This is a genomic window from Klebsiella sp. P1954, assembly GCF_018199955.1.
Taxonomy (GTDB): Bacteria; Pseudomonadota; Gammaproteobacteria; order Enterobacterales; family Enterobacteriaceae; genus Klebsiella; species Klebsiella pneumoniae.
The window spans coordinates 4,942,099-4,957,734 of the sequence record NZ_CP073373.1; the positions used below are offsets into that span (position 1 = coordinate 4,942,099).

Annotated in this window: 17 protein-coding genes; 13 read left to right on the plus strand and 4 right to left on the minus strand. The window is 55.6% G+C overall.

Translation table 11 applies throughout. The annotated features are described in order from the left end of the window. Positions 1-475 precede the first annotated feature (475 nt). The 4 genes from drpB to KB890_RS23695 all read left to right on the plus strand — a co-directional run bounded on the left by drpB (position 476) and on the right by KB890_RS23695 (position 3,459). Positions 476-757, plus strand: a complete 282-nt coding sequence (drpB, locus tag KB890_RS23680) for a cell division protein DrpB (protein ID WP_004151461.1) — start codon at positions 476-478, stop codon at positions 755-757. A gap of 42 nt (positions 758-799) precedes the next feature. Next, entirely contained in the window at positions 800-1,507 is a 708-nt protein-coding gene (locus KB890_RS23685; RefSeq protein ID WP_002911594.1) for a phosphohydrolase, read from the plus strand. 76 nt (positions 1,508-1,583) lie between these two features. After that, positions 1,584-2,984, plus strand: coding sequence for a DNA cytosine methyltransferase (locus tag KB890_RS23690; RefSeq protein WP_004180450.1), 1,401 nt, complete (start codon positions 1,584-1,586; stop codon positions 2,982-2,984). Next, positions 2,965-3,459 (plus strand): very short patch repair endonuclease, encoded by a 495-nt coding sequence (locus KB890_RS23695; protein WP_002911592.1) that lies wholly within the window; start codon positions 2,965-2,967, stop codon positions 3,457-3,459. Before KB890_RS23690 ends, KB890_RS23695 begins: the two co-directional genes overlap by 20 nt. Here the strand turns inward: KB890_RS23695 and yedA are convergent. After that, on the minus strand, positions 3,434-4,345 hold the full coding sequence (gene yedA / locus KB890_RS23700) for a drug/metabolite exporter YedA (RefSeq protein ID WP_004180449.1): 912 nt from the start codon (positions 4,343-4,345) through the stop codon (positions 3,434-3,436). The genes KB890_RS23695 and yedA overlap by 26 nt on opposite strands. Positions 4,346-4,528: 183 nt before the next feature. Here yedA and KB890_RS23705 point away from each other — a divergent pair, with 183 nt between their 5' ends. Both KB890_RS23705 and dgcQ read left to right on the plus strand, forming a co-directional pair. Beyond that, the gene (locus tag KB890_RS23705; protein WP_002911591.1) at positions 4,529-5,440 is read left to right on the plus strand and encodes a DUF808 domain-containing protein; all 912 of its coding nucleotides are present in this window, start codon (positions 4,529-4,531) and stop codon (positions 5,438-5,440) included. A gap of 114 nt (positions 5,441-5,554) precedes the next feature. Then, a complete protein-coding gene (gene dgcQ / locus KB890_RS23710; protein WP_004180448.1) occupies positions 5,555-7,234 on the plus strand; it encodes a cellulose biosynthesis regulator diguanylate cyclase DgcQ in 1,680 nt (559 codons plus the stop codon). Between the two features lie 299 nt (positions 7,235-7,533). Here the strand turns inward: dgcQ and KB890_RS23715 are convergent, their stop codons facing one another. Further along, the gene (locus KB890_RS23715; protein ID WP_002911589.1) at positions 7,534-7,755 is read right to left on the minus strand and encodes a YodD family protein; all 222 of its coding nucleotides are present in this window, start codon (positions 7,753-7,755) and stop codon (positions 7,534-7,536) included. Positions 7,756-7,888: 133 nt separating this feature from the next. On the opposite strand from KB890_RS23715, the gene dsrB reads away from it, so the two are divergent. Beyond that, entirely contained in the window at positions 7,889-8,080 is a 192-nt protein-coding gene (gene dsrB / locus KB890_RS23720) for a protein DsrB (protein ID WP_002911586.1), read from the plus strand. Between the two features lie 32 nt (positions 8,081-8,112). Here dsrB and rcsA read toward each other — a convergent pair whose 3' ends face one another. Then, on the minus strand, positions 8,113-8,736 hold the full coding sequence (gene rcsA / locus KB890_RS23725; RefSeq protein ID WP_004180447.1) for a transcriptional regulator RcsA: 624 nt from the start codon (positions 8,734-8,736) through the stop codon (positions 8,113-8,115). A gap of 372 nt (positions 8,737-9,108) precedes the next feature. On the opposite strand from rcsA, the gene yedD reads away from it, so the two are divergent. After that, positions 9,109-9,543, plus strand: coding sequence for a lipoprotein YedD (yedD, locus tag KB890_RS23730; RefSeq protein WP_004189223.1), 435 nt, complete (start codon positions 9,109-9,111; stop codon positions 9,541-9,543). A 41-nt stretch (positions 9,544-9,584) separates the two neighbouring features. On the opposite strand, the gene amyA is transcribed toward yedD, so the two are convergent. Next, positions 9,585-11,072 carry an alpha-amylase gene (gene amyA / locus KB890_RS23735; RefSeq protein ID WP_004175398.1) on the minus strand — a complete coding sequence of 496 codons (1,488 nt, stop codon included), beginning with the start codon at positions 11,070-11,072 and terminating at the stop codon, positions 9,585-9,587. Positions 11,073-11,272: 200 nt separating this feature from the next. On the opposite strand from amyA, the gene tcyJ reads away from it, so the two are divergent. The 5 genes from tcyJ (at position 11,273) to sdiA (ending at position 15,628) form a co-directional block, all read left to right on the plus strand. Then, positions 11,273-12,073, plus strand: a complete 801-nt coding sequence (gene tcyJ / locus KB890_RS23740) for a cystine ABC transporter substrate-binding protein (RefSeq protein ID WP_004141135.1) — start codon at positions 11,273-11,275, stop codon at positions 12,071-12,073. Positions 12,074-12,168: 95 nt separating this feature from the next. Next, positions 12,169-13,155 carry a D-cysteine desulfhydrase gene (gene dcyD, locus KB890_RS23745; protein WP_004180445.1) on the plus strand — a complete coding sequence of 329 codons (987 nt, stop codon included), beginning with the start codon at positions 12,169-12,171 and terminating at the stop codon, positions 13,153-13,155. A 15-nt stretch (positions 13,156-13,170) separates the two neighbouring features. Beyond that, a complete protein-coding gene (gene tcyL / locus KB890_RS23750) occupies positions 13,171-13,839 on the plus strand; it encodes a cystine ABC transporter permease (protein WP_002911547.1) in 669 nt (222 codons plus the stop codon). After that, positions 13,836-14,588 (plus strand): L-cystine ABC transporter ATP-binding protein TcyN, encoded by a 753-nt coding sequence (tcyN, locus tag KB890_RS23755; protein WP_004151455.1) that lies wholly within the window; start codon positions 13,836-13,838, stop codon positions 14,586-14,588. Before tcyL ends, tcyN begins: the two co-directional genes overlap by 4 nt. Before the next feature lie 317 nt (positions 14,589-14,905). Continuing rightward, positions 14,906-15,628 carry a transcriptional regulator SdiA gene (sdiA, locus tag KB890_RS23760; RefSeq protein WP_002911542.1) on the plus strand — a complete coding sequence of 241 codons (723 nt, stop codon included), beginning with the start codon at positions 14,906-14,908 and terminating at the stop codon, positions 15,626-15,628. The last annotated feature ends 8 nt before the right edge of the window (positions 15,629-15,636 follow it).

The following is a 15,636-nucleotide window of genomic DNA, read 5'->3' on the forward strand; positions in this document are numbered from 1 at the left end:
ATACTAACGACTAAGTTCATCTTTATTTAAAATAAAATATGTAAATAAATAATGTTAAACATTTCAAAATATTTCTAAGTGGTTCTTTATATTAAATTTTGATGCTTGTGCAAAATCCATTATTTTCTTATATAGCAATGCTTTATTATGTCTTTGGTTGGTTGTTGTTAATTTTATGAAATAAATTGCACAAATAACAATCAAGCTCATTATTCATTATGGAAATTTATTTTGTGTGAATGTAAATATCCAGGGGATTATCAACCCAGCTTGCGATATTTAAGGAATTAATAGCTTTCAGCGTACGGGAGATAATAAGGACATCTCTTCAGCCTGTGCGCATTGGCAGCATAAGTCGCGAGAAGGCGCAGAAGACGAAGATGAAACTGCTGCCTGTGACGCAGGTTAGCGGTATAATGTGATGCGTGTCACGTTTTAAGTGACAATAGTCTGTTGTGTCACGGAGAGGAATGAGATGGAAGAGCAGGCAAAACGCAGCCCGGGAGGGAAACTTGCGCTCTGGGCGTTGTATGCTTTTTGCGGATATTGTGTCTGGGTCATTGTGCGTTACTGGTGGGTAGTGGGAAAAATTCACAGCGTTCCCGGCGCCAGCGTGGAGGGTGATTTTGGAACAACGGCCGGGAAATGGCTTGGCGCCCTGTTGGGTATGCTGGTCCTCGGCGGCATTGGCTCTATTCTCGGCGCGGTCGTCTGGTATACGCGTCCATCCCGCGGCGAGCAGGATCATCAGCGCTAAAATTGCTATGCTCGAGGCTGACCCTCAGATAAAGGAAAGCCTATGGACCTGGTTGACTGGCAGCAACGATTTGAGCGCTGGATACTGACGCACCATGCGCAGGATGACGCCGCACACGATCTGTCCCATTTTCGTCGCGTCTGGGCGACCGCCACTCAGCTGGCCGCGGGGGAGGAAGTCGACCGGCTGGTACTCCTCACGGCCTGCTATTTTCATGACATCGTCAGCTTGCCAAAAAATCATCCGGAGCGAAGTCGATCCTCGATGATGGCCGCCGAGAAAACCCTCGCCATTCTGCAGTCGGCCTTTGCTGATTTTCCTGCGGATCGTTACCCGGCGGTCAGCCATGCCATCGAGGCGCACAGCTTCAGCGCGGCGATCCCACCGCGCACGCTGGAGGCGAAAATAGTTCAGGATGCCGATCGACTCGAGTCGCTGGGAGCCATTGGTCTGGCGAGGGTCTTCGCTGTCGCCGGCGCCCTGAATACCATCTTGTTTGATGCCGAAGATCCTTTTGCTGATCGGCGGGCGCTGGATGACCGCAAATATGCCCTCGACCATTTCCAGTGCAAACTTCTGCGCCTGCCGGAAACCATGCAAACTGACAAGGGGAAAGCGATGGCGCAGCATAATGCCCGTTTTCTCGTCGAATTTATGGCTAAGCTCAGCGCGGAGCTGCAGGGGGAGCCGCTGGCGCTGGATGAAGCGGTTTTGCGCCGCTTTGCACCGCAGGCGTCAACCGACCGGTGATTTATGGTACTCTCTGCCAAAATCGTCCGCGTTGGTTGAGGATATGCCGCAAAAGTTAAGCAAGGAACACAGGTCGTTGTCGTTGGCTGAACAGGCCGGGGAAGACGCTGAGGCGCTGCTGCGTCAGCTGATGACGATCTACGATGTAAAAACGCTGGTTGCCGAACTGGTGAGCGTCGGCGAACAGCACTGGAGCGCGGCGATCCTCAAGCGCGTGGTGGCGCTTGGCCGCGTGGCGGAGCGTTTGCGCCCGCAGGAAGTTGCTCATCTGGCGACGCTCCTGCCTTCGCCGCCGGCCCATCATCCGCACTATGGGTTCCGTTTTATCGATCTGTTTGCCGGTATTGGCGGGATCCGCAGTGGTTTTGAAGCCATCGGCGGGCAGTGCGTTTTCACCAGCGAGTGGAACAAGCACGCGGTACGCACCTATAAGGCCAACTGGTACTGTGATCCGCAGCAGCACCGTTTTAATGAAGATATCCGCGATATTACCCTCAGCCAACGCTCTGACGTTAGCGACGAGGAGGCGGCGCGGCATATTCGCGAATCTATCCCTCAGCATGATGTGCTGCTGGCTGGCTTCCCCTGCCAGCCTTTCTCGCTTGCCGGCGTCTCTAAGAAAAATGCGATGGGCCGTGCGCATGGCTTTGCCTGCGAAACCCAGGGAACGCTGTTTTTTGACGTGGTGAGAATTATCGCGGCTCGTCAGCCAGCGATTTTTGTGCTGGAGAATGTCAAAAACCTCAAAAGCCACGATCAGGGGCGCACTTTCCGTATCATCATGCAGACGCTGGATGAGCTGGGATATGAAGTAGCTGACGCGGGGCATACCGGGCCGGATGACCCGAAGGTGATTGACGGGCGCCATTTCTTGCCTCAGCACCGGGAGCGCATCGTGCTGGTGGGTTTCCGTCGCGATCTGCAGCTGCATGCTGGATTTACGCTGCGCGACATCGCGGCGCAGTACCCGGCGGTGCGGCCAACATTTGGCGAGCTGCTGGAGCCGACGGTCGATGCGAAATTTATTCTTACGCCGGTGCTGTGGAAATATCTTTATCGTTATGCCCGCAAGCATCAGGCGCGGGGCAATGGCTTTGGTTATGGCCTGGTTGACCCCGCCAATCCCCACAGCGTGGCCCGGACGCTTTCTGCCCGCTACTATAAAGATGGTGCCGAAATTCTCGTCGATCGCGGCTGGGACCTGCCGCTCGGTGAGAAGCATTTTGACGATCCGCTGAATCAACAGCGGCGCCCTCGCCGGTTGACGCCGCGCGAATGCGCCCGGCTGATGGGCTTTGAATCCCCGCAGGGGGCGCGTTTTCGCATCCCGGTATCGGATACGCAGGCCTATCGTCAGTTTGGCAACTCGGTGGTGGTTCCGGTCTTCGCCGCGGTGGCGAAACTCCTGGCGCCGCGCATCGCTCAGGCGGTGGCGCGCCGTGAAGCGGATGATAATGATGGCGGATGTTCACGATAAAGCGACGCGCAGTAAAAATATGCGGGCGATCGCCACGCGCGATACGGCGATCGAAAAGCGGATAGCGGCGCTGCTGACCGGGGCGGGATTCACCTTTGTCGCCCAGGATCGCGCGCTGCCGGGACGTCCCGATTTCACTTTACCCGACTACCGTTGCGTTATCTTTACTCACGGCTGTTTCTGGCATCACCATGACTGCTATCTGTTTAAGGTGCCGGCCACCCGCACGGCATTCTGGCTGGACAAAATCGCCGGTAACGTGGCGCGCGACGCCCGCGACCGGCAACAGCTGGCTGAGCAGGGCTGGCGGGTGCTTATCATCTGGGAATGCGCCCTGCGCGGGCGCCTTAGGCTGAGTGATGCGGCGCTCACCGAGCGTCTGGAAGAGTGGATCTGCGGCGCCGGACACGACGCGCAGATCGATACGCAGGGGATCCGCGAACTGACGACTACTTCGACGCCTTACAAGGAGTAGCCTCGCTGCGGACGGGGAAGAGATATTTCCCCAGCGTCACCAGCACTACGGCGAAAATAATCACCGCCAGCGCCAGCCACTCAATGAGCGACAGGCTCTCGCCGCCGAACCCAGTACCGAGGAGCACCGCGACCACCGGATTAACATAGGCGTAGCTGGTGGCGACCGCCGGGGTGACATTGCGGATTAAAAACATGTAGGCGTTAATGGCGATCAGCGAGCCAAAGATGGCCAGATAGGCCAGGGCGGCCATCCCGGACCAGGAAGGGACGCGGGTTAAGGTTTCACCGCTCAGCCATGAGGCCGCCAGCAGGACGATCCCGGCGGCGAGCATCTCGATTGCCCCCGCCATCATGCCGGTCGGCAGTACGATTCGCGAACCGTAAACCGAGCCGAAGGCCCAGCTTAGGGAACCAATCAGGATCAGCAGTGCGCCCCAGGGGTTGCCGTTCAGGTTGCCTCCGCTGTTGAGCATCACGATACCCGCAAGGCCAATGGCAATGCCCAGCCACTCCAGTTTACGGGTGGCGATGCCGAAAAAGCGGCTGAAGCATAAGGTGAACAGCGGTACGGTGGCGACCATCACCGCCGCGATGCCGGAGGGGACGTGCTGATGTTCAGCCAGCGTCACGAAGCCGTTGCCAACCGCAAGCAGCAACACGCCGATCAGCGCAGCGTTAAGCAGCGGACGACGCGCCGGTAGCTTATGGCCGGTGGCCAGCAGCCACCCCAGCAACAGCACTCCGGCAGCGAGAAAACGAATGCCGGCCATCATTAGCGGCGGCCAGCTGGCGACCCCGACGGCGATAGCGAAATAGGTAGAGCCCCAGATGATATACAGCGCAAACAGCGCCCCGATGAGCGGTAAAAGCTGACGGGTAGACATACTTCCTCACGACGGTGCAGAGATAGAAAGGGGACATATAGTAAACGTGAAAACTATCGTGCTGGCGAGTGGTTAATTTGCGTCAGGTTGTTAAATTTATATTGACTAATTGTACCTTGGGCACCGGCCGTTTTTTAACGCATACTCGAGGGAGACATTGATGAAAAGAGAAGGAAAATCATTTTGGCAGGAAGTAGTCTTTTAACATTACTTGATGATATCGCCACGCTGCTGGACGATATTTCCGTGATGGGCAAGGTAGCGGCGAAAAAAACGGCGGGGGTGCTGGGCGACGATTTGTCTCTCAATGCCCAACAGGTTACCGGCGTGCGGGCGAATCGCGAGTTGCCCGTGGTCTGGGGAGTGGCGAAAGGGTCGTTCGTTAACAAAGTGATCCTCGTGCCACTGGCTTTGTTGATCAGCGCCTTCATCCCCTGGGCGATTACGCCATTGTTGATGCTGGGCGGCGCGTTTCTCTGTTTCGAAGGGGTGGAGAAGGTACTGCACAGTTTGGAAGCGCGGAAACACAAAGAGGATCCTGAACGGCGGCAGCAGCGTCTCGCCGCGCTGGCGGAGCGCGATCCGCTGGCCTTTGAGCGTGACAAAGTAAAAGGCGCGATTCGCACCGATTTTATTTTGTCCGCGGAAATTGTCGCCATTACCCTCGGCATCGTGGCGGAAGCTCCGCTGCTTAACCAGATCCTTATTCTCTCGGGGATTGCGATTCTGGTTACTATCGGGGTGTATGGCCTGGTGGGGGTGATCGTCAAGCTGGACGACATGGGTTACTGGCTGGCGGAAAAACGTAGTGCGCTGGCGCAGTGGCTGGGTAAAGGGCTCCTGGCCGTCGCTCCCCGCCTGATGAAGGTGTTGTCTATCGTCGGGACGCTGGCCATGTTCCTCGTCGGCGGGGGGATTGTCGTTCACGGTATTGCGCCGCTGCATCATGCCATCGAGCACTGGAGCGCGGGGTTGGGTGGGGTGATGGCCTCCACGCTGCCGGTCGTCGCCAACCTGGTGCTGGGTTTTATCATCGGCGCGGTGGTGCTGGCGGGCGTTAAGGCGGTGAGCAGCCTGCGTGGCGCTGGAAAGTAGCATGGCGAAACGCAGCGTAACGGCGCCGCGTGTTCTACCCTAAAACGCCCCGGGTATCGACAGAGACCGGGGCGCTGACGCCGCGAGGTTTGCGCAACGTACTGCGAGAGAAAGATGGATAAGCCACTGCGGTTGAAGTTAAAAAAGTGCTACCACCTGGCTCGCCCGGCGCATGTGGTTAACGCTTGTTTTATCGCAGTGCTGTTTTTCTCCACGCTGCTGATCTGGCGTGAAATCAATGTCCTGGAAGAGGCCTACGTGGCCAACCAGCGTAACAATCTGGCTAACGTCGCTCATGAAATGGATGGGCTGTTGCAGTTCAATATCGATAGAATGATGTTTTTTCGCCATGGGATGCAGGCGGCGCTCGAACAGCCGCTTGATATCGATGTATTGCGTAAGGCCAGCCAACGCTATCTGAGCCAGCGCCATCAGCAGGCCTGGCGGGTGGCGCTACCGAACCGGCGTACGCTGCCGGTGTTTGGCATCTCGGGCAGCGTCGCTGGCGACAACCCTATCCTGCTGGTGGACGATCCGCTGGCGGCTGATGAACTAATGGCGACGCTCGAGTTGGGCTATCTGCTAAATCTGACGCAGCACGATCGCGATTTCGCCGAGCGGATGCAGTATATCTCTCGTAGCGGCTTTTTTACCTCGACCCTGCCGCTGCGGGATGAGTCGCAGGTGATAACGCACTATTCCCAAGCCCTCAGCGCTCCGTGGTTTACCCGCCAGACCCAGCGAAATAATCCGGGGCGAGGCGTTATCTGGCAAACCTATCCTGACGATGACCCGCAGCTGGAAGAGCAGGTGGTCACCGCTTCGATACCGTTGGATTTTGCCGGTTACTGGCGCGGCGTGCTGGCGATGGATTTCTCAGTCAGTGAAATCAAAGCGTTTTTGGTTAGCGCCATGCAGGGGGGACAAGAGGGAGAGTACCAACTTTATGATAGCCATTTGAACCTGCTGGCTTCTTCCGCGCCGGGGAATGTCCTGACCCTGCTGTCGCCGCGCGAGCAGGAGCTGCTGAGCCGCGCGTTTGTCCATGATAACCAGGGAGGGCTGCGTCTGCTGACGCGCTATATCAGCTGGGCCAAACTGCGCAATTTTGACGGCGTGCTGCTGCGGATCCACACTCTGCGGGAAGGCGTCCGCGGGAACTTTGGCACCATCACCATCGCCCTGACCCTGATGTGGGTCCTCTTCACCTTGATGCTGTTGCTCTCCTGGCTGGTGATCCGCCGCATGGTCCGCAACATGAGCGTTCTGCAAACCTCTCTGGAGTGGCAGGCATGGCATGATGCCTTGACCCGCCTGCTCAATCGCGGGGCGCTGTTTGAACAGGCGATGGCGGTAGCCAGCGACTGCCAGCGCAGCGGACGGCCGCTGGCGGTGATCCAGCTCGATCTGGATCATTTTAAGCACATCAACGATCGCTATGGTCATCAGGCGGGGGACAGGGTGCTGTCGATGGTGGCCAGTACGCTGTCCAGCGCGGTTCGGCAGGGCGATCTGCTGGGCAGAGTGGGCGGAGAAGAGTTTTGTATCGTGATGCCGAATACCACCCTGCAGGAAGCGGCGGCGGTGGCGGAGCGATTGCGCCAGCGTATCCAGGGACGGGAAGTCTTTTTGCATAACAACGTGACGCTGCGGGTTAGCGCCTCGTTAGGGGTGAGCGCCAGCGAAGAGCGGGGGGAGTATCAGTTTGAAGCGCTGCAGTCGGTGGCCGATGGGCGACTCTATCTGGCCAAGCAAAATGGGCGTAACCAGGTCTGTTTTCGCAGCGCAGCGTGAGTAAAACGTTTCGATGCCGATTGGCAAAATGAGAATTATCTTAAAGTGATCGCAGGCGATCGCGCTATCGAATGAAACCGGTTTGCGGCTAAGCCTTCTCACATCAGCCTTGCAGCCCGATAAGTCATCAAGCGCCAACATTCTCAATATTTTGCGTAATGAATATCTCTTGTCATGCAAAATAATTGAGGATAATGTTTCAACGCATCGGATTTCCCGGTGTAACGAATTTTCAAGTGCTTCTTGCATTAGCAAGTTTGATCCCGACTCCTGCGAGTCGGGATTTTTTTCGCCTGCCGCTAACGGTTGGCTTCACTGGCGCTGAAATCGTGAATATCGAGTTCGAATGCCTCCGCCAGCTCACGCCAGGTATGTGACCCGCGGCCATCAATGCTGGCGCGCTGCGGGTCGTCCAGCGTGCGATGGACTTCGCTTTCGCTGATCTCATTAATCGCCGCCAGCAGGGCATCTACGTTGACGTCAAGGTCGTCCCCGGTCTGGCCTGTTAATTGGTGCTTCATCATTACCCCCTCGCTGAGCGTTGCTCAAGCCTCTCTAAGTATAGCCGGTCTAAAAAAGCGCCAGTCACGTGCCGCGACGCTGCGAGTTGCGTGGTTTTGTTCTACACTGGCTGAAAATATAGAGGAGATGATTATGCAGGTGAACGATCGTGTCACGGTGAAGACCGACGGTGGCCCACGTCGATCGGGGGTAGTGCTGGCGATTGAGTCGTTTAGTGAAGGAACGATGTATCTGGTTTCACTGGAAGACTATCCTCTGGGGATCTGGTTTTTTAATGAAATAGGCCACCCGGATGGGATTTTCGTGGAAAAAGAGGTCTCGTAAAACTGAACTGGCGGGAGCGCCGCCAGTTTGTTTCAGCGCATATTTACCTGAATACCGGAGGTGATGTTTTCGGTCAGCCGAACGATATGATAAATCACCTGCTTATTATGCGTTTGTATTTTCTTTTTAATATTGCCTTTATGCGACGATACCGTCTTCGCTTTGATGTTCATTTGCGTTGAGATTTGCGAAGTACCATGCCCGGCCATCCACATTTGCAGCATATTTGATTCTGTTTTACTCAGTGACAATGTCGGTAAAGTTAACTGCCCTACACTGGTGTTTTTGTATTTAAGATAATTAACCAGAATAACATCAAGGTCTTTTGGGGTTATCGATTTTGAACTGATTAGCAGATTCTTCCGTACCCGCAAATAGCGGTCAAAATGGATGTTCGCCAGCGACATAAAGATAACAAACAGCGTCGCCGGGTTTTGCGTAATGATCTGGCGAATAATGCCATTACTTTCATCATCATGCACGAAACAGTCTTCATTCAGAAACACCACCGCCGGGCAACACGACGTACAGTGTTTCTGCAGATCCGCAGCATTGTTGACCTCAACGATTTCCTGTTTTTTAATTCCCCGACTGGTCAGATATCCCGTCAATCCCAACCGGGTATAGCTGCACAAATCCATAATCATCGTTGACATGACCCATCCTCAATCAACACGTAACGATATACACTTCGCACTGGCTGTGCGAAGCAGTCCTTGCGGGCGATAATAATAGTAGGTTTAGAAAGAACCCATTAGCTCCATTAAACTATTCCGCATCTATGCATATAATTTGCCAGGAAAACTCTTAAAGTAAAGTCAAGAACCGGTAGTGTGACCGAATTAAAAACAAAAAGTGCCCATAGATGCTATGGTTACGCGCCCAGTATTCTTTTACTTTCAGAATTTCCTTACTTCAAATGAAACCCACGTTAGCGGTTGCTGGCTTGCTCGCTTATCCCTTTGCGGTGGGGGTGGAAGGCTTAACGCTTTAATGCCACAATACTTTTTTATCGGCTTGTGGGATGAATGATGAAAAAGTTATTTTTTGCTGGCATGGTGGTGGCGCTGGCCGGTTGCGTACAGGTTGATCGTTATGAGGACGTCGTTAAAGCGCCGGCGCCGGCTGGCCTTGCAGGTTTCTGGCAAACGAAAGGGCCGCAGAGCGCGATGATGAGTCCTGACGCCATTGCCAGCCTGATTGTCACCAAAGAAGGGGACACCTTCGACTGCCGCCAGTGGCAGCGCGTGATTGCGCAGCCGGGGAAACTGATGAATCGTGACAGTGAGATCTACAACGTGACCGCTTCCCTGGACATCTATCCTGTCGAGCGCGAGGGCAACACAATCTCCTACGATCGGATGACGTTGTCCCGTGTTGAACGTCTGACTCCGGAGTGCGAGAAGGCGTGGGCCAAAGCGCGAGCGACGGGGCCCGTCAGCGCGCCGGCCTCCACGCGCTGAGATTTTGGCGGGCCATAGCTGGCCCGCCCGGCGTCAGGGAACTACAGCACCTCCTCTAACACCCACACGCTAACGCTCCCCCCGTTACAAGTAAAGGTCGCGCAGCCTTCGCCATCGGTTTCGACAATCTCTTCCCGGTTACCGAGAAAATCCCGCCAGCGTTTGTTGCCATAGTTTTCGCCCAGCGTCAGCGCCTTTTCGCCCTCATCGCCATTGGACATGATCACCACGCAGCCTGGATCGTCGTCAGTACCGCTACGACTAAAGGCGATGCAGTTAGGATGATCGAACCAAAGGGTTTGCACGCCATGGGCAAAACGCTGACGGGCGTCGATCAGCTCGTGGAGTTGTTCGATAACGGGCATCTCAATGGCATAGGTCTCTCCGTCGCCGCCGGTATCCTCATAGGAAGCGCCGAAGAGATCGGCATAAAAGACCGAGGGCACGCCATTCTCCCGCAGCAGGATCAGCGCATAGGCGAGGGGCTTGAACCAGGGTTCAACCGGCGCCTCGAGGGCCTGCAGCGGCTGCGTATCATGATTGGTGACCAGAGTGACGGCATGGAAAGGGTCGGCTTCGACCAGCGTCCCGCTGAAAATCTGGCTCATGTCATAATCGCGGCCCTGGCGCGACGCTTCATGAAATTTCATCTGCAGTGGGGCATCAAACAGCATCGTTTTGCCCTCGACCAGGTCGATATACTGCTGGAGCTTCTCCACTTCATGGGACCAGTATTCCGCTACAATAAACAGCGGCTGCGGGGCCACCTCCTGAACATGCTCGATCCACGCTTTATAAAACCAGGCGGGGATATGCTTGACCGCGTCAAGACGAAAACCGTCGCAGCCGGTCTGCTCCATTACCCAGCGCGCCCAGTATTTGATCTCCTCGGTCACTGCATGATTGCGGAAATCGATATTGGCGCCCATCAGATAGTCAAAGTTGCCGAGCTCATCATCGACCTGTTCATTCCAGCCTTCGCCGGTGTAATCGTTGACGATTTTAAACACACCGTCTTCCGTCGGGTTCTCGATGTGGTCAATGCCGCTAAAACATTTGTAGTCCCAGACAAACTGCGAATACTGTCCGGCGCGCACCGGGAAGGTGTAGCGCGTCCATGCCTCGCACTCAATGATCTCCTCGTCAATTTGCGTACGATCCTGCTCATCGACGCGCTGAACGCGCAGAGCCTCTTTTTCATCAGCGCCCATTTTATGGTTTACCACCACATCCAGCAGCACGGCGATATTGTGCTCCTTCAGGGCGTTGATCGCCGCCAGCAACTGCGCTTTGTCGCCATATTTGGTGGCGACAGACCCTTTTTGATCAAACTCGCCGAGGTCAAAGAGATCGTAGGTATCATAGCCGACGGAGTAACCGCCCGAGGCGCCTTTGTAGGCGGGTGGCAACCAGACCATATTGATGCCGATTTCATTCAGGCTGGGCGCCAGCGCTTCGACCTCAGGCCACAGCTCGCCGCCGGTGGGGTAGTACCAGTGAAAACATTGCAATAAGGTGGGGTTTTTCATCTTCCATGCTCCAGACGTCAACAGGCTGACCTTTGCAGTATGGGAGATATCCAGCAAAAAGGGTGAGGAAAGCCCTGATTTTCGCTATACCCTAAAGCGGATCATATATAATAAATTTGCATAAGATGTAGCGTAACGATGTTGGTGTCAGGGCGTTAAGCGCCTTACACTACAGGAAAATCCTAACCTTCGGGGTATCTATGAAATTAGCACTTCTGGGTCGTCAGGCGATGATGGGCGCGATGGCCGTTGTTTTGATGGCTGGCGTCAGCGTGAAAACTTTTGCGGCGGAAAACCTGCTCAATCAGATTAAAGAGCGCGGCACTCTACGCGTGGGCCTCGAAGGCACCTACCCTCCCTTTAGTTTCCAGGGGGATGACGGCAAGCTGACCGGGTTTGAAGTGGAATTCGCTAACGAACTGGCGAAACATCTTGGCGTGAAGGCCGATCTCAAACCGACCAAGTGGGACGGTATGCTGGCCTCGCTGGACTCCAAGCGTATCGACGTGGTGATTAACCAGGTCACTATCTCTGACGAACGTAAGAAGAAATACGATTTCTCCACCCCATATACCGTCTCCGGCGTGCAGGCGCTGGTGAAGAAGGGTAACGAAGGCGTGATTAAAACCGCGGCGGATCTGAAAGGCAAGAAAGTGGGCGTCGGACTGGGCACTAACTATGAAGAGTGGCTGCGTCAGAATGTCCAGGGCGTGGACGTCCGTACCTATGATGACGATCCCACCAAATACCAGGATCTGCGTGTAGGCCGTATTGACGCCATTCTGGTAGACCGTCTGGCGGCGTTGGATCTGGTGAAGAAAACCAACAATACGCTGGCGGTAACCGGCGAAGCCTTCTCTCGTCAGGAAGCTGGCGTTGCGCTGCGTAAAGGCAACGACGACCTGCTGAAAGCGGTAGATGGCGCGATTGCAGACATGCAGAAAGATGGCAGCCTGAAGGCGCTGTCCGAGAAATGGTTTGGCGCTGACGTGACGAAATAACGGACAGCGGTGAAAAAAGGCGCTCCTGGAAGCGCCTTTTTTTATTTAGCGCGTAACTGTGTGCATAATGAAGCATAACTGAGTCAGGAGGGGCCATGTCACTGCAAAACTTAACCCGCTTTCCGCGCCTGGAATTGATCGGCGCGCCGACGCCGCTGGAGTATCTCCCGCGTCTGTCCGATCACCTTGGGCGCGAAATTTTTATTAAACGTGATGATACGACGCCGCTGGCGATGGGGGGCAACAAACTGCGTAAGCTGGAGTTTCTCGCCGCCGATGCGCTGCGCGAGGGCGCGGATACCTTAATCACCGCCGGCGCGATCCAGTCTAACCATGTGCGTCAGACGGCGGCAGTCGCTGCGAAACTGGGACTGCATTGCGTGGCGCTACTGGAAAATCCCATCGGCACCCGGGCGGAGAACTATCTGAGCAATGGCAACCGTCTGCTGCTGGATCTCTTTAACACCCAGGTTGAGATGTGTGATGCCCTGACCGATCCCGCCGCCCAGCTCGATGAGCTGGCGACCCGCATTGAGGCGCAGGGGTATCGTCCGTATGTTATTCCGGTCGGCGGCTCCAATGCCCTCGGCGCGTTAGGCTATGTGGAAAGCGCACTGGAAATCAGCCAGCAGTGCGAAGACGCGGTGGCGATCTCGTCAGTCGTGGTCGCCTCCGGCAGCGCCGGCACCCATGCCGGATTGGCGGTCGGCCTTGAACAGCTGATGCCGCAGGCGGAACTGATTGGGGTGACCGTGTCGCGCTCGGTCGCTGACCAGTTGCCGAAAGTGGTGGCGCTGCAGCAGGCCGTGGCCAACAGTCTCGAGCTACAGGCGAAGGCTGAAATTATACTGTGGGATGACTACTTTGCCCCAGGATACGGTACGCCAAACGAAGATGGGATGGCCGCCGTGAAGCTGCTGGCGCAGCTGGAAGGTATTTTGCTCGACCCGGTCTATACCGGCAAAGCGATGGCCGGGCTTATCGACGGCATCACGCAGAAGCGCTTTAAGGATGAAGGGCCGATACTGTTCGTCCACACTGGCGGAGCGCCGGCGCTGTTTGCCTATCATCCTCACCTCTAATACAGAAACGACAGCATGCAAGAAAGTATCCAACTGGTCATTGATTCCGCCCCTTTTCTGCTGAAAGGGGCCGTCTTTACGCTGCAGCTGAGCATTGGCGGGATGTTTTTCGGCCTGGTGCTGGGCTTTATCCTGGCGCTGATGCGCATGTCGCCAGTCTGGCCGGTAAAATGGCTGGCGCGCATGTATATCTCCATTTTCCGCGGCACGCCGCTTATCGCCCAGCTGTTTATGATCTACTACGGCTTGCCGCAGTTCGGCATTGAGCTTGACCCGATCCCGGCGGCGATGATCGGCCTGTCGTTGAATACTGCGGCCTATGCGGCGGAAACGCTGCGCGCGGCCATCGCCTCGATTGATAAAGGGCAATGGGAAGCGGCGGCCAGTATCGGTATGACGCCCTGGCAGACGATGCGTCGGGCCATTTTACCCCAGGCGGCGCGGGTCGCTTTGCCGCCGCTGTCGAACAGTTTTATCAGCCTGGTAAAAGATACCTCGCTGGCGGCAACGATCCAGGTGCCGGAGCTGTTCCGTCAGGCGCAGCTAATTACCTCGCGAACCCTGGAGGTCTTCACCATGTATCTGGCGGCCTCCCTGATCTACTGGGTAATGGCGACAGTGCTCTCCTCGCTGCAGAATTATTTTGAAAACCAGCTGAACCGCCAGGAGCGTGATCCGAAATGAGTGCGATAGAAGTGAAAAGCCTGGTAAAAAAATTCCATGGCCAGACGGTGCTCCATGGTATCGACCTGGAGGTACAGAAAGGGGAAGTGGTGGCGATCATCGGCCCCAGCGGCTCGGGCAAAACCACCCTGCTGCGTAGCATCAACCTGCTGGAGCAACCGGAGAGCGGCACTATCCGCGTCGGCGATGTGACGATCGACGCCGGTCGCAGCCTCGGGCCGCAGAAAGGGCTCATTCGCCAGCTGCGCCAGCACGTCGGCTTTGTCTTCCAGAACTTTAATCTGTTTCCCCACCGTACGGTGCTGGAGAACATTATTGAAGGGCCGGTCATCGTAAAAGGTGAAGATAAGCAGGAGTCCATGGCGCGGGCGCGCGAACTGCTGGCGAAGGTGGGGCTCAGCGGAAAAGAGAATAGCTATCCGCGCCGTCTCTCCGGCGGGCAGCAGCAGCGAGTGGCTATTGCCCGCGCGCTGGCTATGCGTCCGGACGTGATCCTGTTTGATGAACCCACCTCGGCCCTCGATCCTGAGCTGGTGGGGGAGGTGCTCAACACCATCCGTCAGCTGGCGCAGGAAAAACGCACCATGGTGATCGTGACCCATGAAATGAGTTTCGCCCGCGACGTAGCCGATCGGGCGATATTTATGGATCAGGGACGCATTGTCGAACAAGGCGAGGCAAAAGCGTTGTTCGCTTCGCCCCAGCAGCCGCGTACCCGTCAGTTCCTTGAAAAATTCCTGATGCAGTAAAGCATGGGCTGGCGTGGCGGCTCAGCTTCGCGGGAGCCGCCGCGTTTAGCCCACTCTCGCGGCGGGGTAACGCCCCCGCGACATGTCTTTGCGCTATTGACTCCCACGGCCGTATACACCGCTTCCCATCGCCCTTGGCAGGGTGTAGAACATGATGGGAGAAAAACGCTATGTTTCTGTGCGGCGAGCGGGAAAATGGCAAGCCTTCAGACTAATAAATGCGACAGCTACGATATTTTATACATATAAATAAGATTTATGTGTTAGTTTTCTGTATTTATAATAATGATTATCAATCAGGAGTTATTTGCACAGCTATGAGGGACAATGATTTTTTCAGCTGGCGGCGGGATATGCTGCACCAATTTCAGTCCATGGCCACCGGCGAGGAGGTTTATAATCTCCTGCAACGTGAAACCGAAGCGCTGGAATATGATTACTACACGCTTTGTGTGCGCCACCCGGTGCCTTTCACCCGCCCCCGCGTTACGTTCCAGTCGACTTACCCCCGCGCATGGATGTCGCACTATCAGGCAGAAAATTATTTCGCGATAGATCCTGTGTTACGGCCGGAGAATTTTATGCGTGGCCATCTGCCATGGAACGACAGCCTGTTTCGTGATGCGCCGGCACTGTGGGACGGGGCGCGTGACCATGGTCTGCAAAAGGGCGTGACGCAGTGCCTGACGTTGCCAAACCATGCTCAGGGATTTCTCTCTGTCTCCGCGAACAATCGTCTGCCGGGCGGTTACCCTGAAGATGAGCTTGAGCTGCGTCTGCGAACGCTGACTGAACTAAGCTTGCTGACGCTGCTGCGTCTGGAAGATGAGATGGTGATGCCGCCGGAGATGAAGTTCAGCCGCCGCGAACTGGAAATCCTCAAATGGACGGCGGAAGGAAAGACTTCGGCGGAGGTGGCGATGATTCTCTCGATTTCGGAAAATACGGTGAATTTCCATCAGAAGAATATGCAGCGGAAATTTAATGCGCCGAATAAAACGCAAATTGCCTGCTACGCCGTGGCGACTGGGCTAATCTGAATGCGCCT

Excerpts from the sequence above, each read along its gene's own strand:
- KB890_RS23685 (WP_002911594.1), top strand. The coding sequence starts at position 800 with ATGGACCTGGTTGACTGGCAGCAACGATTTGAGCGCTGGATACTGACG.
- dcyD (WP_004180445.1), top strand. The coding sequence starts at position 12,169 with ATGTCACTGCAAAACTTAACCCGCTTTCCGCGCCTGGAATTGATCGGC.
- rcsA (WP_004180447.1), bottom strand. The coding sequence starts at position 8,736 with ATGTCAACGATGATTATGGATTTGTGCAGCTATACCCGGTTGGGATTG.
- KB890_RS23695 (WP_002911592.1), top strand. The coding sequence starts at position 2,965 with ATGGCGGATGTTCACGATAAAGCGACGCGCAGTAAAAATATGCGGGCG.
- dgcQ (WP_004180448.1), top strand. The coding sequence starts at position 5,555 with ATGGATAAGCCACTGCGGTTGAAGTTAAAAAAGTGCTACCACCTGGCT.
- tcyJ (WP_004141135.1), top strand. The coding sequence starts at position 11,273 with ATGAAATTAGCACTTCTGGGTCGTCAGGCGATGATGGGCGCGATGGCC.
- tcyN (WP_004151455.1), top strand. The coding sequence starts at position 13,836 with ATGAGTGCGATAGAAGTGAAAAGCCTGGTAAAAAAATTCCATGGCCAG.
- yedD (WP_004189223.1), top strand. The coding sequence starts at position 9,109 with ATGATGAAAAAGTTATTTTTTGCTGGCATGGTGGTGGCGCTGGCCGGT.
- drpB (WP_004151461.1), top strand. The coding sequence starts at position 476 with ATGGAAGAGCAGGCAAAACGCAGCCCGGGAGGGAAACTTGCGCTCTGG.
- amyA (WP_004175398.1), bottom strand. The coding sequence starts at position 11,072 with ATGAAAAACCCCACCTTATTGCAATGTTTTCACTGGTACTACCCCACC.
- dsrB (WP_002911586.1), top strand. The coding sequence starts at position 7,889 with ATGCAGGTGAACGATCGTGTCACGGTGAAGACCGACGGTGGCCCACGT.
- yedA (WP_004180449.1), bottom strand. The coding sequence starts at position 4,345 with ATGTCTACCCGTCAGCTTTTACCGCTCATCGGGGCGCTGTTTGCGCTG.
- sdiA (WP_002911542.1), top strand. The coding sequence starts at position 14,906 with ATGAGGGACAATGATTTTTTCAGCTGGCGGCGGGATATGCTGCACCAA.
- tcyL (WP_002911547.1), top strand. The coding sequence starts at position 13,171 with ATGCAAGAAAGTATCCAACTGGTCATTGATTCCGCCCCTTTTCTGCTG.
- KB890_RS23715 (WP_002911589.1), bottom strand. The coding sequence starts at position 7,755 with ATGAAGCACCAATTAACAGGCCAGACCGGGGACGACCTTGACGTCAAC.